Below are 22,594 nucleotides of genomic sequence, written 5' to 3'. Positions count from 1 at the left end.
GCGCTCGCGTCAGGCGGTTTTGCGGGCGCGCGGTTTGGCAGGCGCCTTTTTCTTCGCGTTGCCCTGGTTGAATTCGATCGCCGCGCGAATGAGCGCTGTGAGCGCGCGTTTGTCGACCTTGTCTCCCTCGAGCCAGTCGATGGCGCGTCGCGCGTTGCCGTCGAGCCCGGCGTTGAACAGCTGCTTCGGGTCGGGCAGGCTCGCGCCGTACAGGAACGTGAGCTTCACCTTGCCCTTGTGCGCGTTGCCCACGGCGATCATGCCGTCCCGATACCACACGGGGCTGCCCATGTATTTCCATTCCTCGACGATCGCCGGGTCGGCTGCGAGAATGGCCTCGCGTATCGCGACGAAGGTTTCGCGGCGCCAGTCGGTGAGTTCCGCGATCAGCTGGTCAATCCGTTCCGATGGGGTCATTCGCGCTCCGTGCTTGCATGACTTCCTGTTGTCGGGCAATCAGGATCGTAATGTAGCACCGAGGTTGCCAGGTCGAAGCCATGCAGGCAACCGAAGCAATCGTTAAGTGTTGGTCGTCGCGCTCGAACCGGGCGTCTTGGCGGAGGTGGATGCGTTGTGCGCTTCCGGCTCCATGAGGGAGATGGTGAAGAAACTGCCCATGACCGCGGAAAGAATGATGAAGATCGATGCGGCATCGACGAGGAAGCCGAAATAACGGAATACGAGGAAGCAAATCGAAAGCGTCAACAAGTTAAGCGTAAGGCCGATGATCGCGGAGGCCTTCGGCACGGCGCGCATGAAGACGGCAAGCCGCGAATCGTTGCGCGGCACATACCAGATGAAGAACAGGCCGAGCGCGAGGATGAAAACCGTCTCACACCAGATCAGCCAGTCCGGGCGCTGCAGGAATCTGCCCTCGAAAATCGTTTCGATGACCTGCGCCTGAATCTCGATGCCGGGCACCAGTTCGCCTAACGCCGTTGTGCGCATGTCGGTCAAGCCCGTGCCGGTGAGGCCGACGAGAATCAGCTTGTTGCGGATACGGCTCGCATCGACCGCGCCTTGCAAAACGTCGCGTGCGGAAACATAACGCTGCTGCGTACGCGCAATCGAGGCGAAATGCAGCCAGATATCGCCGTCGGGCTGCGTGGGCACCCGCACATCCGCCACGCCGACGGCGCGCACGCCGGATGGGCCCGCGAACACCTCGATGGCTGGCGAGCCGGTGGCCACGCGCAGTATCTCGATGGGCAGGCTCGGCACAAGTTTGTCGCCAAGACCCAGCACGAGCGGAATGCGCCGTACCGTGCCCTGTTCCTGTGCAACGTTGAGCATGGCCTGGCCGTGGGCGGCGCCCTGCAATTCGGGGAGGCTCGCGAGCACGTAATTGAAGCGGTGAACGTTCGCGAGGGCGTCCGGGCCGTGCACGAGCACGGGGGCGCTCAGGATGTCGGTGCGCGTCGTGGAGGTCGCGTAGTCGAAGGCCGCTGCACCGAGAATCGAAGGCGATGCGCGCAACGCGGTCGCGAGAATGCGCTCATGGCTGGGCAGCGCGCGCAGTTGCGTAGCGAGCGCGGCCTCCGAGGCGGGCAGATTGTCGGCCACGATGCCAGGCGAGGTCTGGTCGGGCTCGGGCATGTAGATGTCGAGGCCGATCGCCAGCGGTCTGTTCGCCTCGATCGCATCGACGAGCCCGGCGAGGCGGTTGCGCGGCCAGGGCCATTGGCCGAAGGTTTCGAGCGTCTTGTCATCGATCTCGACGATGGTCACCGGCTGCGTCGTTGGCACACGCGGAAAGCGGCGCTGGTAGTGGTCGAAAAGAAGCTGGCGTGCCGAGCCGAAGGTGTCGGGCAACACGGTATCGAGCGTGTCGAGCAAGGCCGGCCGCGCAATATCGCCGGGCCATTCGCTGCACAGGTTGATGAACAGAAGCGTCAAGAGCACCGCAAGCGCCCAGGGGCGCCCTTTGCGCGCCCGGATCATGCGCCTGAGGAAGGCGATGCATGAGTTGCGGTAGCGTTTCATGGTGGCATGGGATCGATGAAGCGCATCGCGGATCGATACGGATTACTGAACGGTGATGACCGCGCGACGGTTTGCCTGGTTGGGTACGCCGTCCGCGGTATGGACGAGCGGCTCGCGCTTGCCTCGGCCTGCAACTTCGATCTGCTGCGCGGGTATGCCTGACTTGACCAGAAACGACGCCACGCTTTGCGCCCGGCGCATGGAAAGCCGGTCGTTGAACTCCTGGGAGCCTGCCATATCGGTGTGGCCGACCACCGTGAGGTGAGGCGCGGGCCAGTTCGCCAATACCTTTTTCAACTCGGCGACGGTGGCCGCGGACTCGGGCGCAAGCTGCGTGGCGGAGTCGAATACGAAGTTGATCGTGAACGTTCGGGGCCTGGGCGGCTCTGCGGCCAGCAGGTCGCCGTACTGGGCATCCACCGCGGCTTTGTTGCCGGCGGTTTGCTCGATCGCACCGCCTTTCGAAACATCGGCGCGCGTGTAGGCCTTATTGATGACTTGCGTCTTGCCGCCGTTATGCACGATCACGTTGCCGACGCTGCCGTCCGGGTTGGGCAGGAGCGTGATCTTGTCGGGCGTGCTGCACGCGCAGAGGCACGCGCACAGCGTAAGCGCCATGCATTGCGGCAGGCAGTGTGCGGCGTTCGTCGTCTTCAATGATCGGTCTCCCCGCTTCCTCCCACCTCGATGATGAACTCCGTGCCGCGTACGCCGAGTGTGGTGGTGGGCGTGCTGTAGCGCACGGCTTCCGGATTGGCCTTTGCGAGCTTGCCGTCGACCACGGCGAGCGAGCCGCGCTTGATGCTCACGTCGAGCGCGCCGTCGTAGGTGGTGGTGTCGAATGCGAACTTGTTGAGATCGAGAACGGAGTTGGCGCCCTCGGTCAGCAGCGTGTCGTCGCGCAGGGTGATGCCGACGGAAGACGCGGGGCCGGTCAGGACGCGGTCGCTCGCGAACACCTCGCTGCCGACCGCGACGCCGACCGGCTGACTCGCACGCTCGATATGCACCGAGCCTTTGATCGTCTTGACTATGCCAATTGCATCGGCTGCGTGCGCATCGAAGGCTGGCGGGCACCCGCAGGCGAGAAGCAAGGCATATTGGATGGCTTGGCTACGCACTGGCGATACCGTTTGGCGAAACGAACGTGGGGGCTCGCGCCGGGTCTCTCGGGCACCCGGCGAGGATAATGACTCCGCGCGGCCTGCTCCGTGCGCTAGCGCACATAGTGCAAGCGCACTCAACGTGCGCCAGAATCGGCAAAACTCGGCCGATGCCCGCGCAAGGGCCTGCCTGCTTTCAGTGATCGTGCCTTACCTGCGCCATCACCGGCTGGCTCGCCTTGCGGCTCAGCATCAACGTCACGACCGCGGAAAGCGCGAGCGTCGCGCCAACGACGTACAAGCCCGCGGCATAACTCCCGGTCTGGGTTTTCAGCCATCCGATCACGGCGGGCCCGACGAATCCGCCGAGATTGCCGATCGAATTGATCATGGCGATGCCCGCTGCGGCCCCGGCGCCGGAGAGGAACATGCTGGGCATGGCCCAGAGCGGCGCCTTGGCGGCGCTGATGCCGACATTGACCACCACGAGCGCCAGCACGATCATCAGCGCGGTGCTGGCCTGCCCCGCGAAGATGAAGCCCACGCATGCCAGGACGCAGGGAATCACGACGTGCCAGGTGCGCTCTGCGGTGCGGTCGGAGTGCCGCGCCCAGAGAATCATGGCGACGACCGCCACGATGCTCGGAATCGCGTTCAGCAGCCCGGTTTCGAGCGCGCTGAAGCCATATTGCCGGATGATGAGCGGCGCCCACAGACCCAGCGTGTACAGGCCGGCCGAGGTGCCGAAGTAGATCAGCGCGAGCGCCAGCACGCGCGGGTCGCGCAGGGCGCTCAGCGCCCCGGCTGTGTGGCCTGCGTGGCCTTCGCGCGTTCTCGCTTCGTCGGCGAGCTTCGCCATGAGCCAGTCGCGTTCTTGCGGCTTCAGCCAGTGTGCTTTCGAAGGCGCATCGGTGAGAACTTTCAGGACCACGAAACCGAGCAGCACAGCGGGAACCGCTTCGATCACGTAGAGCAGCTGCCAGTTGGCGAGCCCGAACAGGGTCGGCAATTGCATGAGCGCGCCGGAAATCGGCGAACCGAGCGCCGTCGAAATCGGCGCCGCCGCCATGAACCACGCCGCGGCTGCCGCGCGTTGCTTCGTCGGGAACCAGAGGCTCAGGTAAAGGATGATGCCGGGGAAAAAGCCCGCCTCCGCTACGCCGAGCAAAAAGCGCAGCGCATAGAAACTGGCGGGGCCGGTCACAAAGGCTGACGCCGCCGAAACGATGCCCCACGTGACCATGACGCGCGCGATCCAGATGCGCGCGCCGACGCGGTGCAAGATGAGATTCGAAGGCACTTCGAACAGAAAGTAGCCGATGAAGAAGAGGCCGCCGCCGAGGCCGAACGCCGTGGGCGAGAGGCCGATCGCCTTGTTCATCGTCATTGCCGCGAAGCCCACGTTGACCCGGTCGAGAAAGCTCACGAAATAGAGCAACATGACGAACGGGATGATGCGCCACATGAGCTTGCGCGTGACGATTGCTTCGGTATCCGAATTCACGTGTCTCCTCCATGGAGGGTTCGGCGGGGGCATGCGGGTATTTTTGGTGTCACGCCCCCGTGTCTGCTTTTTTAACGGCGCGCTAGCGCTCAGGCAGCGACGGCCGCCTTCTCGACGAGTTCGCACACCGCGGCCGTGACCTGCGCGGTGGTCGCCTTGCCGCCCAGGTCGCCGGTGTGCAGCGCGGGGTTCGCGGTCACGGTCTCGATGGCCTGCATCACATGAGCGGCGGCTTCGGTCTCGCCGAGGTGCTCGAGCAGCATCGCGACCGACCAGAACGTGCCGATCGGATTCGCCAGCCCCTTGCCCATGATGTCGAAGGCCGAACCGTGGATCGGCTCGAACATCGACGGATAACGCCGCTCGGGATCGATGTTGCCGGTCGGCGCAATGCCCAGGCTGCCCGCAAGCGCGGCGGCGAGGTCGCTGAGAATATCCGCGTGCAGGTTGGTCGCGACGATCGTATCGAGCGAAGCCGGGCGGTTGACCATGCGCGCCGTGGCGGCGTCCACCAGTTCCTTGTCCCACTTCACGTCCGGGAACTCCTTCGAGATCTGTTGCGCGATCTCGTCCCACATCACCATGGCATGGCGTTGCGCGTTGCTTTTGGTGATGACCGTGAGCAGCTTGCGCGGGCGCGACTGCGCGAGGCGGAACGCAAAGCGCAGGATGCGCTCGACCCCGGCGCGCGTGAGAATCGAGACATCGGTCGCGGCTTCGAGCGGATGCCCCTGGTGCACGCGGCCGCCCACACCCGAATACTCGCCTTCGGAGTTCTCGCGCACGATCACCCAGTTCAGGTCTTCGGGCTTGCAGCGCTTCAGAGGCGCGTCGATGCCGGGCAGGATGCGCGTGGGGCGCACGTTCGCGTACTGGTCGAGGCCCTGGCAGATCTTCAGGCGCAGGCCCCAGAGCGTAATGTGGTCGGGCACGTCGGGGTCGCCCGCGGAACCGAACAGAATGGCGTCCTTGTTGCGGATGGCATCGAGCCCGTCGGCCGGCATCATCACGCCGTGCTGGCGGTAGTAGTCGGCGCCCCAGTCGAAGTTTTCGAATTCGAACGCGAAGCGCTGCGTGGTTTTCGCAAGCGCTTCCAGCACTTCCTTGCCCGCGGGCACGACTTCCTTGCCGATGCCGTCGCCGGGAATGGTCGCGATGCGATAGGTCTTCATGTCTCGTTCCTGTGAAGTGAGGCCAGTGTGGGTTCACTTTACCGAACTCCCGGTTCAAAAACCGGTGCTAGACTCAAAGCATCCTTAACTTGAATTCACAAGTGGCGACCGTGACCGACACCGTTCTACCCGCCGATCTTGGCTTTTTCTCGACGCTCGCCTCCTCGGGCAGCCTGAGCGCCGCCGCGCGCGAACTGGGCCTCACGCCCGCCGCCGTGAGCAAGCGGCTCGCGCAAATGGAGGAGCGCGCCGGCGTGCCGCTCGTGAACCGCACGACCCGCCGCATGATGCTGACGCCAGAAGGCGAGGTGTATCTGGAGCACGCGCGCCGCATTCTCGACGAGATCGACGAGCTGGGCGAGCTGCTGGGCGGCTCGAAGAAGCATCCCAAGGGCTTGCTGCGCGTGAACGCGACGCTCGGCTTTGGGCGCAGCCATATCGGGCCCGCGCTTTCGCGTTTCGTCGCGCAGTATCCACAGGTTTCCGTGCAGCTTCAGCTTTCGGTCATGCCGCCGCCGCTCACGGAAGATTCATACGATGTCTGCATCCGCTTCGGCGAGCCGCCCGATACGCGCGTGATCGCGCGGCGTCTCGCAGCGAACCGGCGCTTGCTCTGTGCTTCACCCGCCTATCTCGCGAGCCGGGGCACGCCCGTCACGCCGCACGACCTCGTGAAGCACAACTGCATCAGCATTCGCCAGGGCGACGAAGCCTATGGCGTGTGGCGGCTTTCGCACGAGCGCGGCAATGCGCGCAAATCGGAAGCCGTCCGGATCAATGGCAATCTCACGACCAACGACGGCGAGATTGCCGTGAAGTGGGCGCTGGACGGGCATGGCATTTTGATGCGCGCGGAATGGGACATCAACGAGTATCTGGCGGACGGGCGGCTCGTGGTCGTGCTGCCCGAGTATGAAACGCCCGGTGCGGATATCTACGCCGTGTATGCGCAGCGGCACCAGTTGTCCACGCGCATTCGGGCTTTCGTCGACTTCCTCGCTATCGAATTGAGCAAGTCGCAGCGATATCCAGTAGCCCGAAGCGCTTAGCGATGCTTCATGTCGCCGCCGTGGCGATCACGGCGGCGAGGCGCTCCGCGGCCGCTTTCATTTGCGCGCTGATAAAGCCGCCAAAACCCAGGATGAGCCCTGGGCGTGCGGTGCCCGCGGCGAACATCGGCGACGCTGCGCGCACCGCGATACCCTCGTTCGCTGCAAGCCGCACGATCTCGTGATCGTCCAGCCTCGCGGCGAGCCAGAGCACGAGATGCATGCCCTGATCGCCGGGCTCGATCCACGCCAGTTCACGGGGCAAAAGCGCTTCGAGCGTTTCGATCAGGCTGAGCCGCTGCTCGGCATAGACGTTGCGCACCTTGCGGACGTGTCGCTCGAGGTGCCCCTCGGTCATAAAGGCGGCGAGCACGTGTTGATCGGCCGTTGGCGGATGGCGGTCCATGAGCACGCGCGCGCCGCAGAACGCATCTACGAGGCTGGGCGGCACGACGACGTAGCCAAGCCGCAGTGACGGAAACAGGATCTTGCTGAAGGTGCCGAGATACACCACGCGATCCGGCGCGAGGCCCTGCAGCGCCGGAAACGGAGAGCCCTCGTAGCGCAGTTCGCTGTCGTAGTCGTCTTCGACGACCCAGCCATGGGCCGAGCGCGCCCAGGCGAGCAACGCCGCGCGCCGCGCCATGCTCAGCGGCATGCCGAGCGGATATTGATGCGAAGGCGTGACGAACGCCACGCGCGCCTTCGGAGCCATGCGAATGCCGGCCTCGACGTCGAGACCCTCGGCGTCCACGGGCACGCGCACCATGGCGTCGCGGTAGGGCAGGCTTTCGAGGATGGCGGTGACGCCACGATAGGCCGGGTTCTCGACCAACGCCTGGTCGCGCGGCCCCAGCAGCACCTGGCTTGCGAGAAAGAGCCCCTGCTGGGTGCCGCTCGTCACGATGACCTGATCCGCTTCGCAGCGCACCGAGCGGGACTTGCGCACATAATCGGCAATCGCTTCGCGCAGCGCCAGGGCGCCCAGCGGGTCGGCATAGCCGGTCGGCGAGGCGGGGCCCCGCGCGCGCAGACGGTTGCCGAGCCGGCGCCAGACGTCGCCGGGGGCGGTCATACCCGTTGGCACCGATATGGCAAACGGTACTGGAGGAAGCGGCTTGAACTCGCGTCCGATCCTGGCGAACGCTTCGGCGCGCTCCGGCAGCCCGGCTTGCGCCGCCTGCGATGAAGCCACGCGGGGCTCGCGCGCGGGCGGCTCCGCCAGTGCGAGCGCCACGCGGGTACCTGCCCCGGCTTTCGATTCAAGAAAGCCTTCGGCTATCAGCTGTTCGTAGGCCTCGACCACCGTACCGCGCGCGACCCGGAGCGAAGCGGCGAGCGCGCGAGTGGAAGGCAGCGCATCGGCGGGCCGCAGATCGCCTTTGCGCACCGCTTCGCGCAGCGCCTCTGCGACCTGGCGGCTGAGATTGCCGGCCTCCCGGTCCAGCGTGCCGAACGATGGCATCTCGGCGGCCTGCGCGGTTCTGGGCATGATTCTGGTTCACTGGGATATGAATAAACTGGATCTATAGAATAAACCACTTTTGCGGCAGACTCGGGTTTGTGGCGGCTGCGGCCGCGCTCGCCCATCACCTTACGAGCAGGGACAAACGCATGTACGTACCAGCCCATTTCGCCGAAAACCGCCAAGACGTTCTGCACGATTGCATCGCCCAACATCCGTTCGGCACGTTGATCACGCAGGGCAAAAGCGGGCTCGATGCGAATCACATCCCCTTTGAACTCGCGGCGGGCGAGGGCGAGTTGGGCGTGCTGCGTGCGCACGTCGCGCGGGCCAACCCGGTTTGGCAGGACGTGGCGAACGGCGACGACGTGCTCGTGATCTTCCGCGCGGGCGACGCGTATATTTCACCGAACTGGTATCCGAGCAAGCACGAGGCGCACAAGCAGGTGCCGACCTGGAATTACGTCGTGGTCCATGCTCACGGGCGCATCAAGATTCTCGACGACGAGCGCTACGTGCGCGGCGTGATTGGCCGCCTGACGCGCACGCACGAAGCCACGCAACCCAAGCCCTGGAAGATGGCCGATGCGCCCAAGGACTACACAGACACGCTCGTCAAGGCGATCGTCGGCTTGGAGATCGAGATCACGCGTCTGGTCGGCAAGAGCAAGCTCAGCCAGAACAAGGAAGAGCGCGATATTCGCGGCGCGGGCGACGCGCTCAAATCGAGCGGCGAGTCGCGCATCGCCGACGCCATGCTTGCCGCTGCCGACGCGAAGGCGCAATAACGCGCACCCGCGCACACGAGGGCACCGTCATGGCAAACGACCCTTCGCTCGCGCCTGGGTTCTCAGGCATCGATTCAGCGAGCCTGCCATGGGTGCCCTCCCGCTTCGCGCCCGGCGTGGAGGTCAAGAACCTCGGCAAGGCAGACGGCCGCGCGATGCAACTGGTCCGGTTCGCTGCAGGGGCAACGTTCCCTGATCACCGCCATACGGGCCCCGAGTTCATCTACGTACTCGAAGGCGAGGCCGTGCAAAACGGCCGGCGGCTCCCTGCGGGATACGTGGGCATTGCCGAACGGGGCACCGTTGACGCGGGATTTCATAGCGACACGGGCTGCGTGTTCCTGCTCGTTTACGACCTGGACCAGGTGTTCGACAAAACCTGATTGCCACACAGGCTCGCGGGTAAACACGGGTAAACCACATTCCAGGCGCTTGAAGAAAATCTTCACAGGCCTATTCAACTAGTATTTAATAAACCGGCGCGGCAGTGAGCGATCGGTCACGCGCGTCGCCGTGACCTGACCCTGACGGTACGAGGCCGGAACGATGAATCCCCACGAATACGAAATCCACGATGCGCGCTTTCGCATGCTGCTGCAGCCCAACGCGCAGTTCGAGAAGCTCGCGGGCGGCTGCATGTGGGCGGAAGGACCGGTGTGGTTTCCCGCCGGCGACTTTCTTGTCTGGAGCGACATTCCCAACAACCGGATGATGCGCTGGGTGCCCGGCATCGGCACGGGCGTGTTCCGCGCGAACTCGAATTTCAGCAACGGCAACACGCTCGACCGCGAATGCCGGCTCGTGACCTGCGAGCACGGCACGCGCCGCGTCACGCGCACGGAGCACGACGGGCGCATCACCGTCATTGCCGACCGCTACGAAGGGCATCGGCTGAATTCTCCCAACGACGTGATCGTGCATTCGGACGGCTCGATCTGGTTCACCGACCCCGACTACGGCATTCTCGGCGACTACGAGGGCTTTCGCGCGCCGAGCGAGATCGGCGCATGCCATGTGTATCGCGTGGCGCCCGATACGGGCGTGGTGCAGCGCATGGCCGACGACTTCATGAAGCCCAACGGGCTCGCCTTCTCGCCCGATGAATTGCGGCTCTATGTGGCCGACTCGGGCGCGTCGCATATCGAGAACGGCCCGCATCACATCCGCGTATTCGACGTGGATCCGCACGGCGGGTTGCACAACGGCCGCATATTCGCGGACGTTTCGCCGGGCGTGCCGGACGGCATGCGCGTGGACGAGCATGGCAACGTCTGGACGAGCGCGGGCGACGGCATCCACTGCTATGCGCCCGATGGCACGCTGCTCGGCAAGATTCTCGTGCCGGAGACGGTCGCGAATCTCGTGTTCGGCGGCCCGAATCGCAATCGCCTATTCATTGCAGCCAGCACGTCGCTGTACTCGCTTTACGTGGGCGTGCGCGGCGCTGCCTACGGAGACCGGCTATGACACTTCTCGACCCCGCCTCGCTTTCGTCCGTGCTCATTCTCCTCGATCGGCGCGACGACGTTGCCATCGCGCGCGGGCAGTTGATGCCTGGCTCGGCACTCTATGGCGACCAAACGGTCGCGGGCATGATTCCGCCGGGCCACAAGGTCGCGCTGCGCGACATCGAGGCAGGAGAACCGGTGCGTCGCTACGGGCAGATCATCGGCTTTGCGAGCCGGCCGATTCGCTGCGGCGAACACGTGCATACGCAGAATCTCTCGATGGGCGATTTCGAGCGCGACTACGCCTTCGGCGTGGACGCGCACGACACGCCCGCGGCTGCGCAACCGGCCACGTTTCTCGGCATTCGGCGCGCGGATGGCCGCGTCGCGACGCGTAATTACATAGGCATCCTGACGTCTGTGAACTGCTCGGCCACGGTCGCGCGCGCGATTGCCGATCACTTTCGCCGCGACATCCATCCCGAAGCGCTGGAAGCGTTCCCCAACGTGGATGGCGTGGTGGCGCTCACGCACGGCGAAGGCTGTGCGCTAGCGGCCGAGGGCGAGCCGATCACGGTGTTGCGCCGCACGCTCGCGGGTTATGCGCGGCACCCCAACTTTTACGCCGTGCTGATCGTCGGGCTCGGCTGCGAGACGAATCAGATCGACGGTCTCGTGGAAGCGGAACAACTCGAGCGCAGTACGCGCCTCTCGACCATGACGATTCAGCAGACGGGCGGCACCGCGCGCACGGTGGCAGCGGGCATCGAACAGGTGCGTGCGCTGCTGGCCGATGCGAACCGCGTGACGCGCGAGCCGGTCGATGCGCGTCACCTCATGGTCGGCTTGCAGTGCGGCGGCTCGGACGGCTATTCCGGCATTTCCGCGAACCCGGCGCTCGGCGCGGCCGTGGACCGGCTCGTCATGCACGGCGGCACGGCGATCCTCTCCGAAACGCCCGAAATCTACGGCGCCGAGCATCTGCTCACGCGGCGCGCGGTGTCGCGCGAGGTGGGTGAAAAGCTGGTGGCGCGCATTCGCTGGTGGGAAGCGTATTGCGCGCGCATGGAAGCCAACATGAACAACAACCCGTCTGCCGGCAACAAGGCGGGCGGCCTCACGACCATTCTCGAAAAGTCGCTCGGCGCAGTGGCGAAAGGCGGGACGACGCGGCTCGTCGAAACCTACGAGTATGCGCAGCCCGTGCGCGCCCAGGGTCTCGTGTTCATGGATACGCCGGGCTACGACCCGGTGTCCGCCACAGGCCAGGTGGCGGGCGGCGCCAACCTGATCTGCTTCACGACGGGCCGCGGCTCGGCCTACGGCTGCGCGCCTTCGCCGTCGCTCAAGCTCGGCACCAACAGCGCGCTGTGGCGACGCCAGGAAGAGGACATCGACCTGAACTGCGGCCGCATTCTGGACGGCGAGCAAAGCGTGGACGAGGCCGGTGCTGCGATCTTCGAGCTGATGCTCGCGACCGCCTCCGGGCAGCGCACGAAGAGCGAACTGCACGGCTACGGCCAGAACGAATTCGTGCCCTGGCATCTGGGGGCGGTCATGTAGAGCGGGAGCGATTCGAACAGGCGCCGCCATTCACTGGATAGACGGCGCCACATTCAGAAGGAGTGCTTTCGATGAAGGAAAAATCGCGCTGGCTGGTCATTTTCTTCTGTTTTCTGGCGATAGCGGTCAACTACATCGACCGCGCCAATCTCGCGGTAGCGGCGCCGCACATCATGAAGGACCTCGGCATTGGTCCTGCCGCCATGGGGCTGCTGCTCAGCGGCTTCTTCTGGACTTACGCCGTGATGCAACTGCCGTTTGGCTGGTTCGTCGACCGGGCCGGCGCGCGCATCGCATTGCCGTTCGCCGTGGGCTGGTGGTCGGTGTTCACCGCGGCCACCGCGGTGGCGGGCGGCTTCGCGGCGATGTTCGGCTGCCGGCTCATGCTCGGCGTGGGCGAGGCGGGGGCGTATCCGTCGTGCGCGAAGCTCGTGAGCCAATGGTTCTCGCGCGATGAACGCGCGCTCGCCACGAGCATCTTCGACAGCGGCTCGCGGGTGGGCTCCGCACTCTCGCTGCCGCTCGTGGCCGCCATCATGGCCGCGTGGGGCTGGAAGGCGTCGTTCGTGATTACCGGCGCGCTCGGGCTCGTGTGGATCCTGGGCTGGATCGTGATGTACCGGGAACCTGAGGCGCGGGCCGCACTCGACAAGCCGCGCGCCCCCGCGCCGGCCGCCGCCTCGATACGCTGGAGCGGCCTGTTCCGCTACCGCACCGTGTGGGGCATGATGCTCGGCTTCTTCTGCCTGAACTTCGTCATTTACTTCTTCATTACGTGGTTCCCGAGCTATCTCGTCGAGGCGCGCGGTTTCTCGCTCAAGTCGCTCGGTACGCTCGGCACCTTGCCCGCCATCGCCTCGATACCGGGCGGCTGGCTGGGCGGCTGGCTTTCCGATGCACTCGTGAAGCGCGGCTGGAGCCTGACGGCTGCGCGCAAGACGTGCATCGTCGGCGGCATGCTGCTTTCGTCCGTGATCACGCTGACCGGCATTGTTCAGGATATCTATGTAATGCTCGCACTCTTCGCGATTGCTTATGGGAGCCTCGCGGCTGCGGCGGCCAGCATATGGTCGCTGCCTGCCGACGTCGCGCCCACGTCGCGGCATGTCGCTTCGCTGGCGGGCATTCAGAACTTCGCGTCCAATCTCGCAGGCATCGCGTTGACGACGTTTACCGGCGTGATGCTGCAGCTCACGCGCGGCTCGTTCACGATTCCGCTCGTGGTCGCCGGTGGGTTTTGCGTGCTCGGCGCGGTGAGCTATCTTGTGATTGTCGGACGCGTCGAGCCGCTTGAGGCTCCCGAGGCCAGCCGCGTCGACCAACCGGCTTACGCGCCGCGCACGTAAGCACGTAACCACGAAGGCGCGGCCTCTTACTCCGCTGCCATACACAGGGTCACGTACATGTCGAATGCCGCTGCTGCAAAAGGTTCAGAAGTCGTTATCGAGGCTCGTGCGCTGCACGCCTTCGTCGTCGCCATCTGGCGCGCGGCCGGCAGCGAGGCGCGCGAGGCGACGCTGGTTGCCGATCATCTCGTCGAAGCCAATCTTGCCGGGCACGACTCGCACGGCGTGGGCATGATTCCGCGCTATATGCTGTCGTGCCGCGAAGGCGAACTCAAACTGAACGCGCACGCGCAGGTCGCGCGCGACGCGGGCGCGGTGCTCACGATCGAAGGCGGGCGCGGTTTCGGGCAAGTCACGGCGTTCGAGGCGATGGAACACGGCATCGAGCGCGCGAAATCGCTCGGCGTGTGTGCACTCGGCCTGCGCAATGCGCATCACATCGGACGCATCGGGCACTGGGCGGAGCAATGCGCGCGCGCCGGGCTCGTGTCGTTCCACTTCGTCAACGTCGCGGGCGATCCGCTCGTCGCGCCGTTCGGCGGCATCGACAGGCGCTTCGGCACCAATCCGTTTTGCGCGGCGTTTCCGCTCGAGGGGCGCTCGCCGCTGGTGCTCGACTTCGCCACGAGCGCGATTGCGGCGGGGAAAGTGCGCGTGGCCTACAACAAGGGCGTGGATGTGCCAGCCGACGCCCTGATCGACAGCGACGGCCGCCCCACGCGCGATCCGGGCGCGCTGTTCAGCGATACGCAGCACGGTGCGCTGCGCGCTTTCGGCGGCGCGGTGGCGGGCCATAAGGGTTCGGGGCTCGCCGCGATGTGCGAAATTCTGGCGGGCGCGCTCTCGGGCGGCTTCACCACGCGCGAGCAAACCATCGTCTCCACGCACGCGATCGTCAATTGCATGACGTCGGTGATCGTCGATCCGGCGGCGTTCGACGCGCCCTCGCGCGAGCACGAAGCGCTCGCGTTCGTGGAATGGCTGAAGGCCACGCGGTGCGCAGCGGGTGTCGACGAGATCCTGCTGCCCGGCGAGCGCGAGGACGCGACGCGGCGGCAGCGCGAAGCGCAGGGCATTCCCGTGGATGCGACGAGCTGGTCGCAGATCGTCGATGCCGCGCGCATGGCGGGCGTGACTGAGGCGGAAATCGCGGCGTGCGAGCGCAGCGCGCGTTAACTGCCAGGCTAACTACGTTCCGCTCACTCGTCGCACCTCACCTCGTTTTTGGGCGCGACGATGATCACCGGGTAGGTGCCGCGATCGAGTTCGACGCGCACGACGATGGCGGTGGTGGCGGGGTCGCTATCGTCGTACACGCTCACCTTCTCGTTCTTCAATAGCGTGACGCCGGTGCAGCCGGACGCGTGGCTGTCGTCGTCGGCGATCTTGCATTGAATCTCGTTGTCCTTGAGGTAGCGAATGCGGTCGCGGTCGGGCGTGGTCAGATAGTCGCGCACGCTTTGCGCCGAGCCTGCCACGCCCGTCACATAACCGATCGCGCAGTCGCGCTTCGAATTCGGATCGCCCGACGACGTCTGGGCAAGGGCGGGCGTCGCGGCCAGCGCCATGGCAGCGAAGGCAGCGAGGACCGGCGAGAGGGTAGGACACTTCATGAGTGATCGATTGCCGCAAAAGTGGAAGCGCCGATTTTAACGCCTGCGCGATATCCGCTAAGATCGACGCGGAATTCACAGAGCGAAGCGACCGCAAGCCAGAACGCGCAATGGACCGAATCGACGCCATGAAGGTTTTCGTCGCCACGCTCGACGAGGGAAGTCTCGCGGGCGCGGGCCGCCGGCTGGGCCGCTCGCCCGCCGCGGTGAGCCGGGCCATTGCGTTCCTCGAGGAGCACACCGGCACGGCGCTGCTGTACCGCACCACGCGCACGATCCGCCTGAGCGAGGCGGGCGAGCGCTATGCGCTGGCATGCCGGCGCATTCTCGCCGATCTCGAGGAAGCCGACCTGCTCGCCGCCGACGAACGCTCCGCGCCGCGCGGGCTGCTGGGCGTCACGGCGGCGGTGGCCGTGGGCGAAGAAGTGCTGCGCCCGATGATCGAGGCGTTCATCGACCGCAACCCCGAGGTGTCGATCCGTCTGCACCTGCTCGACCGGCCCGCGAGCCTCATCGACGAGGGCATCGACGTGGCGTTGCGCATTGCGCATCTGCAGGATTCGACGCTCGTAGCCATCCCGGTGGGCGAGGTGCGGCGCGTGGTGGTCGCCTCGCCCGACTATCTCGCCACGCATCCGGCTATCGAGACGCCCGCCGATCTCGCGAGCCACCCGATCATCTCGATGACGCATTTCGGGCTCGACTCGTGGAGCTTCCCGGCGGCGCGTCAGACCGCGCTGCCCCAGGTCGTGCAATTCTCGCCGCGCTTCATCGTGAATACCATACGCGCGGCGCGGGCTTCGGCCGTGGCGGGGCATGGCGTCACGCGGCTCTTTTCCTATCACGTGGCCGAAGAGGTGGAGGCGGGCCGGCTCCGGATCGTGTTGCGCGACAGCGAGCATGGGCCGCTGCCCGCGAATCTCGTCACGCCGCACGGGCGCCTCTCGGTGCCCAAGGTGCGCAGTTTCGTCGATTTCGCCGCGCCCCGGCTGCGCGCGTACTTCGAGGAGGCCCGGCGCATTACCGACGCCGATTGAGCAAGTCCTCACCATTCGTTCGCCTCACGGAAGAATGACTTACGTATCGCGGTGATTCTCTCGCTGCGCGATCTAACCTAGACTGGCTCCCATGCGGCGTTCGGGCTCGCGCTCTTCGTCGATCTCTTCTCTGCGTTGAGGGCCAAGTGAATACCACTGTTTCCTCGCCCGCGGCTACGCTGCGGCAGTCAAAGCCGCAACCGCGCGGCTATTCGGAGCGCAATGCGCAGTACTGGCGGCGCAATCTCGTCGTGTGCGTGATCGGCTCGTTCACGACGCTCGTGAGCCTCAGCATGCTGCTGCCATTCCTGCCGCTCTACGTTCGGCAGCTCGGCGTGAGCTCGCAGTCCGCCGTGATCCAGTGGTCGGGCGTGGCATTCGGCGCGACCTTCCTCGGCACGGCGCTCACCGCCCCGATCTGGGGCCGCCTTGCCGACCGCTATGGCCGCAAGCCCATGCTCGTGCGCGCGGCCATCGGCATGGCCGTGGTGATGTCGATGATCGGCGTGGCGCACAATGTGTACGAGCTCGTCGCGCTGCGTCTGATCGCCGGCCTCGTAGGTGGCTACGCGTCGGCTTCCACGGTGATGGTCGGCACCCAGGCGCCGCGCGAGCGCGCGGGCTGGGCGCTCGGCATTCTTTCCACGGGCGCGCTCGCGGGCAATCTCGTCGGGCCGCTGGTGGGCGGCGTGCTGCCCGGCTGGATCGGCATTCGCGGTACCTTTTTCGCCGGCGGCGCGATGATCGCCGTGGCGGCGCTCCTGACCATCTTCGTCGTGAAGGAAGAGTTTCATCCAGAAAGCGACGCGAAACCGCACGCAAGCAACGCGGCGGCCGGTTCGGGCAGCGGTGCGCGCCGCCCCGACTATGCGGTGGTGGCCGCGCTGCTCGTGACCGCGATGATGGTGCTGCTCGCCAATATGTCGATCGAGCCCGTCATCACGGTGTATATCGGCAGTCTGGGCGTGGGCGCGGCGCATCTCGCGCGCGTGGCGGGCGTGGTCATGGCATGCTCGGCGCTTGGCAGCATGCTCACGGCGGCGCGCCTCGGCGCACTGGCCGACCGCTTCGGGAGCTGGCGCGTGATCGTCGCCTGCCTCGTGCTCACCGGGCTCGCGATGGTGCCGCAGGCGTTCGTCACACACTGGTGGCAGCTCGCGGGCCTGCGCGTGGTGATGGGCATGACGCTCGCGGGGCTCTTGCCTTCCATCGGCAAGCTCGCGCGGCAGTCGGTAGACGAAAGCAAAACCGGCCGCATGCTCGGCTATTTGCAGTCGGCGCAATTCAGCGGCCAGGTGGTGGGGCCGGTGATCGGCGGCGTGGTCGGCGTTCACTTCGGTCTGCACGCCGTGTTCTTCGCGACCGGCGCGCTGCTGGTCGCATGCGGCGGACTCGCGCACTGGGCGCAGCGCCGCGCTCACGCTTGAAACGGGAACGGATCCGGAGGGAACGCAACATGAGCACTCAAGTGGACCAGCGGGCGTTGCTGCGCTCGCTCGGCATTCAGAAGCCGATCATCCAGGCGCCCATGGCGGGCACTACCACGCCGGCGCTGGCCGCCGCCGTGTCGAATGCGGGCGCGCTCGGTTCGCTGGGCGTGGCCGCGATGAACGCGGAGAACGCGCGTCGCGCGATCCACCAGACGCGCGAGCTGACGGCGAAGCCGTTCAACATCAACGTGTTCTGCCATCGCCCGGCCACGCCCGACGCGGCCGTGGAGCGCGCGTGGCTCGACTGGCTCGCGCCGGTGTTCGAGCAATACGGCGCGAAGCCGCCTGCCTCGCTCTCGGAGATCTACATGAGCTTCGTCGTCGACAAGGCCATGCAGTCCATGCTGCTCGAAGAGAAGCCGGCCGTGGTGAGCTTCCATTTCGGCCTGCCGCCCGATGCGGTGATCGCCGAGCTCAAGCACGCGGGCGTCCGGTTGTTTGCGAGCGCAACGAGTCTCGACGAAGCGGCCGCAGCGGTGGAGGCGGGCGTGGATGCGATCGTCGCGCAGGGTGTGGAGGCGGGCGGCCATCGCGGCGTGTTCGATCAGAACGCCCGCGACGACGGCCTCGGCACGTTCGCGCTCACGCGCCTGCTGGTGAGCGAATTCGACGTGCCCGTGATTGCGGCGGGCGGCATCATGGACGGCGCGGGCATCGCGGCCGCGCTCGCGCTGGGCGCGCAGGCGGCGCAACTGGGCACGGCGTTCGTGGCCTGCCCGGAGAGCGCGGCCGACGAAGGCTATCGCGCCGCCTTGCTCGGCGACCCCGCGCGCCATACGACGTTCACCTCGGCAATCTCGGGGCGGCTTGCGCGCAGCATCGTCAATCGCTTCACCGCGCTTGGCGAGGACCCGAAGGCGCCGCGCGTTCCGTCTTATCCGATCACGTACGACGCGGGCAAGGCGCTGATCGCGGCTGCGAAGGCCAAGGGTGAATTCCGCTACGGCGCGCAGTGGGCGGGCCAGGCCGCGCCGCTCGCGCGCGCGTTGCCGGCGGCGGAGCTGGTGGCGCAACTGGAGCGCGAGACGCGCCAGAGCATCGCACGGCTGCAGTCGGTATGGGCTTGAGCGGCATTTGATCGACGCAAACGGGAACATCGGCACGCGCGATGGATGCGCGTGCCGATGTTCCTTTAGGCGGCGGAAAAGACGGCTTCAGGCAGGCAGAATCTGCGCGATCACCACGAGTTCGACGGGCAGATCGAGGGGCAGTCGCGCATGCGAGAACGCGGAGCGCGCGTGCCCGGCCTTCTCGCCGAGCACGGCGGCGAAGAGATCCGATGCGGCGTCGAGCACGGCAGGCTGCTCGAGAAAGCCTTCTGGCCTTGTAGTTGCCGAGCGGTTGCGGCGCGGCGGCCAGAGCGAGACCGAGATCGGCAAGTTTTTGTTCGACGGACACCATGTTCTCCTCGAGTGGCGATGCGTATTCGCCTCATGTTGGACGCATCAGAATAGAACTAAAGCATCTGGCGCGAGCTGGAGCCATCAGGAGAAAAGGGCATGCAACGTAAATTCGACGATCTGCTGCTGGGCAGCATCGAACTGTTCTGCCAGGCGGCGGAGCTGGGCAGCTTCACGCTGGCGGCCAATGCGGCGAGCGTCACGCCCGCCGCGGTGAGCCGGTCCGTGGCGCGGCTCGAAGAGCGGCTCGGCGTGCGCCTGTTCGTGCGCACGACGCGCCAGATTCGCCTGACCGATGCGGGGCGGCGCTACTTCGAGCAGTGCCGCCAGGCGCTCTCGCAACTCGTGGACGCGGAGCGCGAAGTCACGGGCGAACAGACCACGCCGGCTGGCGTGCTGCGCATCAGCATGCCCACGCCCTACGGGCACTATCGCGTGCTGCCGCTCTTGCCGGCGTTTCGCGAGCGCTATCCGGAGGTGCAGGTCGACACGCATCTGAGCAACCGCAACATCGACTTCGCCGACGAAGGCTTCGACCTGGCGATCCGCGGGCGCGCGCCCGCCGATTCCAACCTGGTGGCGCGCAAGCTGGAAGACGCGGAGATGGTGGTGGTGGCCACGCCCGCCTATCTGAAGCGCGCGGGCGTGCCCAAGACCGTGGCGGATCTGCAGTCGCACGAATGCATACAGTTCGAACTGCCAAGTAGTGGGCGCCATCTTGCCTGGACGTTCGACGGCAATGCCAATGAAGATGGCGACGTGATCACGAGCGGAAGTTACGGAACGTCGGGCGACGCGCTCGCCGGCGTAACGCTCGCGCGCGCGGGAGCGGGGCTGTTCCAGACGTATCGCTTCGTCGTGGCCGACGACCTGCGCGAAGGCCGGCTCGTGGAAGTGCTGCGCGAGGAGGGGGGGCGTACCCGGCCGTTCATCCTGCTGTATCCGCACGCACGTTATTTGACGTCGCGGGTGCGGGCGTTCGTGGATTTTCTGGTGGAGCAGCTTTCGGCGCCTGCGGTTTCGCCAAAAGCGAAAATCGGAATGGCAAAGCGTTGAAGCGCGACTAGCGGAATAGCCTCGCCGCTGGATCGTTTACGCAAAACGCGGGGCGCGCGAAGCATGGTGCGTTCACTGGCCGCGCGAGTCGTCCTGGCGTCCGGACCGTCCCCGCGAGAAGGAGGTGTCAGATGAAAGCTTCCCGCTCGTTGTCTGCATGTCGTTCATACTTCGGCCGGAACCGGGCGGCGTTCGTGCCGCGACTGCGTCATCTCGCATTGGGCGCCGGGCTCTTCGCCCTGACGCTTGGGACCGTGCGCGCCGACGGCCTGCAGGCGATCCTGCCGCCGGCCTTTGCGACTTCATCGACCGTGCCGTCCAATGGCGACGTCAATCCGTACGGCATCGCATTCGTACCGTTCGGCGTGCCCTCATGGAGTACGCTCAAGCCCGGTGACGTGGTGGTGTCCAACTTCAACGCGAAATCGAATCTGCAAGGCACCGGCACGACGATCGTGAAGCTCGTTCCGAATAGCCCGCCAGTGACGTTCTTCCAGGGCGCCAACCTTGGTCTCACGACGGCGCTCGCCGTGCTGCGAAGCGGCTTCGTACTGGTGGGCAACGTGCCGACCACGAACGGCAAGGACGTCATCGCGCCGGGCTCGCTTCTCGTCATCAATCCGCAGGGCCGGCTCGTCAAGGAACTGAAAGATGCGCGGCTGCTCGACGGCCCCTGGGACCTCACCGTGCTCGACGGCGGCCAAATCGTGAAGGTCTTCGTCTCGGACGTGCTCGACGGCACCGTCGCCCGGATAGACCTTGCGATCGGCGAGGACGGCGTGAAGGAGTTGCCCTCCTCGACCATCGTCGCTTCGGGCTACATGCATCGCACCGATCCGGCTGCGCTGGTCGTCGGCCCGACGGGGCTCGCCTATGATGGCCAGCACGACGTGCTCTACGTCGCTTCGACAGGCGACAACGCGGTATTCGCCGTCTACGGCGCGGCGGGTGCGAATCATAGCGGCGGAGTGGGGCGGCTGATCTATCAGGACAATACCCACCTGCACGGACCGCTTGCCCTTGCGCTCGCGCCCAACGGGCATCTCGTCACGGCCAATGGCGACGCCGTGAACGCCGACGCGCAACAGCCCAGCGAGATCGTCGAATTCACCGTGGACGGCCAGTTCGTCGCGCAGATGTCGGTCGATCCCACGACGGGTTCCGCGTTCGGGCTCGCATTTGGCATGGACAGCCAGCACCACTCGCAGTTCGCCGCCGTCGACGACACTACCAATGCGGCAACGGTCTGGACGTTGCGCACGGGTAACTGATCGCCAACAATGCACGTCACTTCCCACGGCTCGCCCCGAAGCACAGGGGTGAGCCGGGCAATGGCAATCGATGAGCCGCATCGCGGCGAGCGACCTTGCGGCTCTTTGGTTCTCTGCCGGACAAACGCGGGTAGATCGCGCACGTGGAGCCGCCGGGCCGAAACCGGATGCGGCATACTGGAAAGCGAACCACGCGTTTGTTTTCGCAGAGAGCCGCGATGATATTTCGCCAGCTTTTCGACCCCGTATCGTCTACCTATACCTACCTGCTCGGCGACCCCGAAAGCGGCGAGGCGCTGCTGATCGACCCGGTCTACGAGCAGGTGCCGCGCGACCTCGCGCTGCTGCGGGAGCTGGGCTTGCGCCTGCAGGCGACGCTCGATACCCATGTGCACGCCGATCATGTCACGGGCGCGTGGCGTTTGCGCGAGCGCAGCGGGAGCCAGATCGCGCTCGCCGACGCGGTGGGCGCCGAGGGCGTGAACCGTCCGCTGCGGCACGGCGATCGCATCGCCTTCGGCAAACGGTATCTGGAAGTGCGCGCCACGCCTGGTCACACCAGCGGCTGTCTGACCTACGTCCTCGACGACGCGAGCATGGCCTTTACCGGCGACAGCCTGCTGATACGCGGCTGCGGCCGCACCGATTTTCAGGGCGGGAGCGCGGAGCAGCTGTTTACTTCCGTGCGCGAGCAGATTCTCACGCTGCCCGACGACTGCCTGCTCTACCCGGCGCACGACTATCGCGGCATCACGGTCACGAGCGTGGCGGAGGAGAGGCGCTTCAATCCGCGCCTGGGCGGCGACGTCGATCTCGGCGACTTCGCGGGCTACATGCACAACCTGAATTTGCCGCACCCCAAGCAGATGGCCGTCGCGGTGCCCGCCAACCTGCGCTGCGGCAAGCCGGAAGGCGACGCGCCGATCCAGGAAACGCCCGACTGGGCGCCGCTCACGCTGCGCTTCAGCGGCGTATGGGAAATCGAGCCCATGGCGCTGCTGGAGCATGCGGCGGCGCTGCAGATCGTCGACGTGCGCGAGGCGCCCGAGTTCATCGACCATCTTGGCCATCTGCCCGACGCGAAACTCGTGCCGCTCTCGCAACTGATGTCGCGCATCGACGAGCTCGATCGCGATCGGCCGGTCGTGGCCGTGTGCCGCTCCGGCGTGCGCTCCGCGCAGGCAAGCGTATTGCTGACCAAGGCGGGCTTCGGCAAGGTGGCCAATCTCGCTGGCGGCATGTTGCGCTGGAAGGCCGAGGGATTGCCCGTCGCGCCGTGCAGCCCGTGATGACGCCCTGGAGGAGA

21 protein-coding genes and 1 pseudogene are annotated in these 22,594 nt (G+C 66.0%); 13 read left to right on the top strand and 9 right to left on the bottom strand.

Annotated elements, in window-relative coordinates:
• Positions 1 to 9: 9 nt before the first annotated feature.
• The 6 genes from ACOJB8_RS02840 to ACOJB8_RS02815 form a co-directional block, all read right to left on the bottom strand.
• Entirely contained in the window at positions 10 to 417 is a 408-nt protein-coding gene (locus ACOJB8_RS02840) for a DUF1801 domain-containing protein (RefSeq protein ID WP_475010984.1), read from the bottom strand.
• A gap of 102 nt (positions 418 to 519) precedes the next feature.
• Positions 520 to 1,983, bottom strand: a complete 1,464-nt coding sequence (locus ACOJB8_RS02835; RefSeq protein ID WP_475010981.1) for a CHASE2 domain-containing protein — start codon at positions 1,981 to 1,983, stop codon at positions 520 to 522.
• 42 nt (positions 1,984 to 2,025) lie between these two features.
• The gene (locus ACOJB8_RS02830) at positions 2,026 to 2,640 is read right to left on the bottom strand and encodes an OmpA family protein (RefSeq protein ID WP_342949426.1); all 615 of its coding nucleotides are present in this window, start codon (positions 2,638 to 2,640) and stop codon (positions 2,026 to 2,028) included.
• On the bottom strand, positions 2,637 to 3,077 hold the full coding sequence (locus ACOJB8_RS02825) for a FecR family protein (protein ID WP_475010978.1): 441 nt from the start codon (positions 3,075 to 3,077) through the stop codon (positions 2,637 to 2,639). The genes ACOJB8_RS02830 and ACOJB8_RS02825 overlap by 4 nt, the downstream gene beginning before the upstream one ends.
• Positions 3,078 to 3,282: 205 nt before the next feature.
• Complete coding sequence (locus tag ACOJB8_RS02820) at positions 3,283 to 4,623, bottom strand: MFS transporter (protein ID WP_475010975.1); 1,341 nt, start codon at positions 4,621 to 4,623, stop codon at positions 3,283 to 3,285.
• 56 nt (positions 4,624 to 4,679) lie between these two features.
• A complete protein-coding gene (locus ACOJB8_RS02815; RefSeq protein WP_368619200.1) occupies positions 4,680 to 5,762 on the bottom strand; it encodes a tartrate dehydrogenase in 1,083 nt (360 codons plus the stop codon).
• Positions 5,763 to 5,872: 110 nt separating this feature from the next.
• On the opposite strand from ACOJB8_RS02815, the gene ACOJB8_RS02810 reads away from it, so the two are divergent.
• Positions 5,873 to 6,811: a LysR family transcriptional regulator gene (locus ACOJB8_RS02810; protein ID WP_368619247.1), complete on the top strand. Its 939-nt coding sequence runs from the start codon at positions 5,873 to 5,875 to the stop codon at positions 6,809 to 6,811.
• A 7-nt stretch (positions 6,812 to 6,818) separates the two neighbouring features.
• On the opposite strand, the gene pdxR is transcribed toward ACOJB8_RS02810, so the two are convergent.
• Positions 6,819 to 8,303 (bottom strand): MocR-like pyridoxine biosynthesis transcription factor PdxR, encoded by a 1,485-nt coding sequence (gene pdxR / locus ACOJB8_RS02805; protein WP_368729052.1) that lies wholly within the window; start codon positions 8,301 to 8,303, stop codon positions 6,819 to 6,821.
• Between the two features lie 122 nt (positions 8,304 to 8,425).
• Here pdxR and ACOJB8_RS02800 point away from each other — a divergent pair, with 122 nt between their 5' ends.
• From ACOJB8_RS02800 to ACOJB8_RS02775, 6 genes are all read left to right on the top strand, one after another.
• Positions 8,426 to 9,064, top strand: a complete 639-nt coding sequence (locus ACOJB8_RS02800; RefSeq protein ID WP_475010972.1) for an FMN-binding negative transcriptional regulator — start codon at positions 8,426 to 8,428, stop codon at positions 9,062 to 9,064.
• A 29-nt stretch (positions 9,065 to 9,093) separates the two neighbouring features.
• Entirely contained in the window at positions 9,094 to 9,447 is a 354-nt protein-coding gene (locus tag ACOJB8_RS02795) for a cupin domain-containing protein (protein WP_368683625.1), read from the top strand.
• Positions 9,448 to 9,610: 163 nt separating this feature from the next.
• On the top strand, positions 9,611 to 10,531 hold the full coding sequence (locus ACOJB8_RS02790) for an SMP-30/gluconolactonase/LRE family protein (RefSeq protein WP_406951133.1): 921 nt from the start codon (positions 9,611 to 9,613) through the stop codon (positions 10,529 to 10,531).
• Positions 10,528 to 12,075: a UxaA family hydrolase gene (locus tag ACOJB8_RS02785; RefSeq protein WP_475010968.1), complete on the top strand. Its 1,548-nt coding sequence runs from the start codon at positions 10,528 to 10,530 to the stop codon at positions 12,073 to 12,075. The genes ACOJB8_RS02790 and ACOJB8_RS02785 overlap by 4 nt, the downstream gene beginning before the upstream one ends.
• A 71-nt stretch (positions 12,076 to 12,146) precedes the next feature.
• Entirely contained in the window at positions 12,147 to 13,421 is a 1,275-nt protein-coding gene (locus tag ACOJB8_RS02780) for an MFS transporter (protein WP_475010966.1), read from the top strand.
• A gap of 57 nt (positions 13,422 to 13,478) precedes the next feature.
• Positions 13,479 to 14,597: a malate/lactate/ureidoglycolate dehydrogenase gene (locus ACOJB8_RS02775; protein ID WP_475010965.1), complete on the top strand. Its 1,119-nt coding sequence runs from the start codon at positions 13,479 to 13,481 to the stop codon at positions 14,595 to 14,597.
• 23 nt (positions 14,598 to 14,620) lie between these two features.
• On the opposite strand, the gene ACOJB8_RS02770 is transcribed toward ACOJB8_RS02775, so the two are convergent.
• Positions 14,621 to 15,034 carry a hypothetical protein gene (locus ACOJB8_RS02770; RefSeq protein ID WP_475010963.1) on the bottom strand — a complete coding sequence of 138 codons (414 nt, stop codon included), beginning with the start codon at positions 15,032 to 15,034 and terminating at the stop codon, positions 14,621 to 14,623.
• A gap of 110 nt (positions 15,035 to 15,144) precedes the next feature.
• Here ACOJB8_RS02770 and ACOJB8_RS02765 point away from each other — a divergent pair, with 110 nt between their 5' ends.
• The 3 genes from ACOJB8_RS02765 (at position 15,145) to ACOJB8_RS02755 (ending at position 18,628) form a co-directional block, all read left to right on the top strand.
• A complete protein-coding gene (locus ACOJB8_RS02765; protein WP_342949435.1) occupies positions 15,145 to 16,071 on the top strand; it encodes a LysR family transcriptional regulator in 927 nt (308 codons plus the stop codon).
• Positions 16,072 to 16,217: 146 nt separating this feature from the next.
• Positions 16,218 to 17,498 carry an MFS transporter gene (locus ACOJB8_RS02760; protein ID WP_342949436.1) on the top strand — a complete coding sequence of 427 codons (1,281 nt, stop codon included), beginning with the start codon at positions 16,218 to 16,220 and terminating at the stop codon, positions 17,496 to 17,498.
• A gap of 29 nt (positions 17,499 to 17,527) precedes the next feature.
• Complete coding sequence (locus ACOJB8_RS02755; protein WP_342949437.1) at positions 17,528 to 18,628, top strand: NAD(P)H-dependent flavin oxidoreductase; 1,101 nt, start codon at positions 17,528 to 17,530, stop codon at positions 18,626 to 18,628.
• An 87-nt stretch (positions 18,629 to 18,715) separates the two neighbouring features.
• Here the strand turns inward: ACOJB8_RS02755 and ACOJB8_RS02750 are convergent.
• Positions 18,716 to 18,880 (bottom strand): annotated as a pseudogene (locus tag ACOJB8_RS02750) (RidA family protein); the annotation flags it as partial.
• Between the two features lie 180 nt (positions 18,881 to 19,060).
• Here ACOJB8_RS02750 and ACOJB8_RS02745 point away from each other — a divergent pair.
• From ACOJB8_RS02745 to ACOJB8_RS02735, 3 genes are all read left to right on the top strand, one after another.
• Positions 19,061 to 20,017: a LysR family transcriptional regulator gene (locus ACOJB8_RS02745; RefSeq protein WP_069266961.1), complete on the top strand. Its 957-nt coding sequence runs from the start codon at positions 19,061 to 19,063 to the stop codon at positions 20,015 to 20,017.
• Positions 20,018 to 20,148: 131 nt separating this feature from the next.
• Entirely contained in the window at positions 20,149 to 21,288 is a 1,140-nt protein-coding gene (locus ACOJB8_RS02740; protein WP_475010961.1) for an NHL repeat-containing protein, read from the top strand.
• A 218-nt stretch (positions 21,289 to 21,506) separates the two neighbouring features.
• The gene (locus tag ACOJB8_RS02735; protein ID WP_069266960.1) at positions 21,507 to 22,577 is read left to right on the top strand and encodes an MBL fold metallo-hydrolase; all 1,071 of its coding nucleotides are present in this window, start codon (positions 21,507 to 21,509) and stop codon (positions 22,575 to 22,577) included.
• The last annotated feature ends 17 nt before the right edge of the window (positions 22,578 to 22,594 follow it).

The sequence above is a fragment of the Paraburkholderia sp. BR10141 genome, from assembly GCF_056155635.1.
The sequence above is the reverse complement of the archived record's forward strand: the minus strand, read 5'-3'. Positions and strand labels throughout refer to the sequence as shown.

What these genes read in the sequence shown, in the direction of transcription:
- ACOJB8_RS02840 (WP_475010984.1), bottom strand. Translation starts at nt 417, where the DNA reads ATGACCCCATCGGAACGGATTGACCAGCTGATCGCGGAACTCACCGAC.
- ACOJB8_RS02835 (WP_475010981.1), bottom strand. Translation starts at nt 1,983, where the DNA reads ATGAAACGCTACCGCAACTCATGCATCGCCTTCCTCAGGCGCATGATC.
- ACOJB8_RS02820 (WP_475010975.1), bottom strand. Translation starts at nt 4,623, where the DNA reads ATGCCCCCGCCGAACCCTCCATGGAGGAGACACGTGAATTCGGATACC.
- ACOJB8_RS02815 (WP_368619200.1), bottom strand. Translation starts at nt 5,762, where the DNA reads ATGAAGACCTATCGCATCGCGACCATTCCCGGCGACGGCATCGGCAAG.
- pdxR (WP_368729052.1), bottom strand. Translation starts at nt 8,303, where the DNA reads ATGCCCAGAACCGCGCAGGCCGCCGAGATGCCATCGTTCGGCACGCTG.
- ACOJB8_RS02800 (WP_475010972.1), top strand. Translation starts at nt 8,426, where the DNA reads ATGTACGTACCAGCCCATTTCGCCGAAAACCGCCAAGACGTTCTGCAC.
- ACOJB8_RS02795 (WP_368683625.1), top strand. Translation starts at nt 9,094, where the DNA reads ATGGCAAACGACCCTTCGCTCGCGCCTGGGTTCTCAGGCATCGATTCA.
- ACOJB8_RS02790 (WP_406951133.1), top strand. Translation starts at nt 9,611, where the DNA reads ATGAATCCCCACGAATACGAAATCCACGATGCGCGCTTTCGCATGCTG.
- ACOJB8_RS02785 (WP_475010968.1), top strand. Translation starts at nt 10,528, where the DNA reads ATGACACTTCTCGACCCCGCCTCGCTTTCGTCCGTGCTCATTCTCCTC.
- ACOJB8_RS02780 (WP_475010966.1), top strand. Translation starts at nt 12,147, where the DNA reads ATGAAGGAAAAATCGCGCTGGCTGGTCATTTTCTTCTGTTTTCTGGCG.
- ACOJB8_RS02775 (WP_475010965.1), top strand. Translation starts at nt 13,479, where the DNA reads ATGTCGAATGCCGCTGCTGCAAAAGGTTCAGAAGTCGTTATCGAGGCT.
- ACOJB8_RS02770 (WP_475010963.1), bottom strand. Translation starts at nt 15,034, where the DNA reads ATGAAGTGTCCTACCCTCTCGCCGGTCCTCGCTGCCTTCGCTGCCATG.
- ACOJB8_RS02765 (WP_342949435.1), top strand. Translation starts at nt 15,145, where the DNA reads ATGGACCGAATCGACGCCATGAAGGTTTTCGTCGCCACGCTCGACGAG.
- ACOJB8_RS02755 (WP_342949437.1), top strand. Translation starts at nt 17,528, where the DNA reads ATGAGCACTCAAGTGGACCAGCGGGCGTTGCTGCGCTCGCTCGGCATT.
- ACOJB8_RS02745 (WP_069266961.1), top strand. Translation starts at nt 19,061, where the DNA reads ATGCAACGTAAATTCGACGATCTGCTGCTGGGCAGCATCGAACTGTTC.
- ACOJB8_RS02740 (WP_475010961.1), top strand. Translation starts at nt 20,149, where the DNA reads ATGAAAGCTTCCCGCTCGTTGTCTGCATGTCGTTCATACTTCGGCCGG.
- ACOJB8_RS02735 (WP_069266960.1), top strand. Translation starts at nt 21,507, where the DNA reads ATGATATTTCGCCAGCTTTTCGACCCCGTATCGTCTACCTATACCTAC.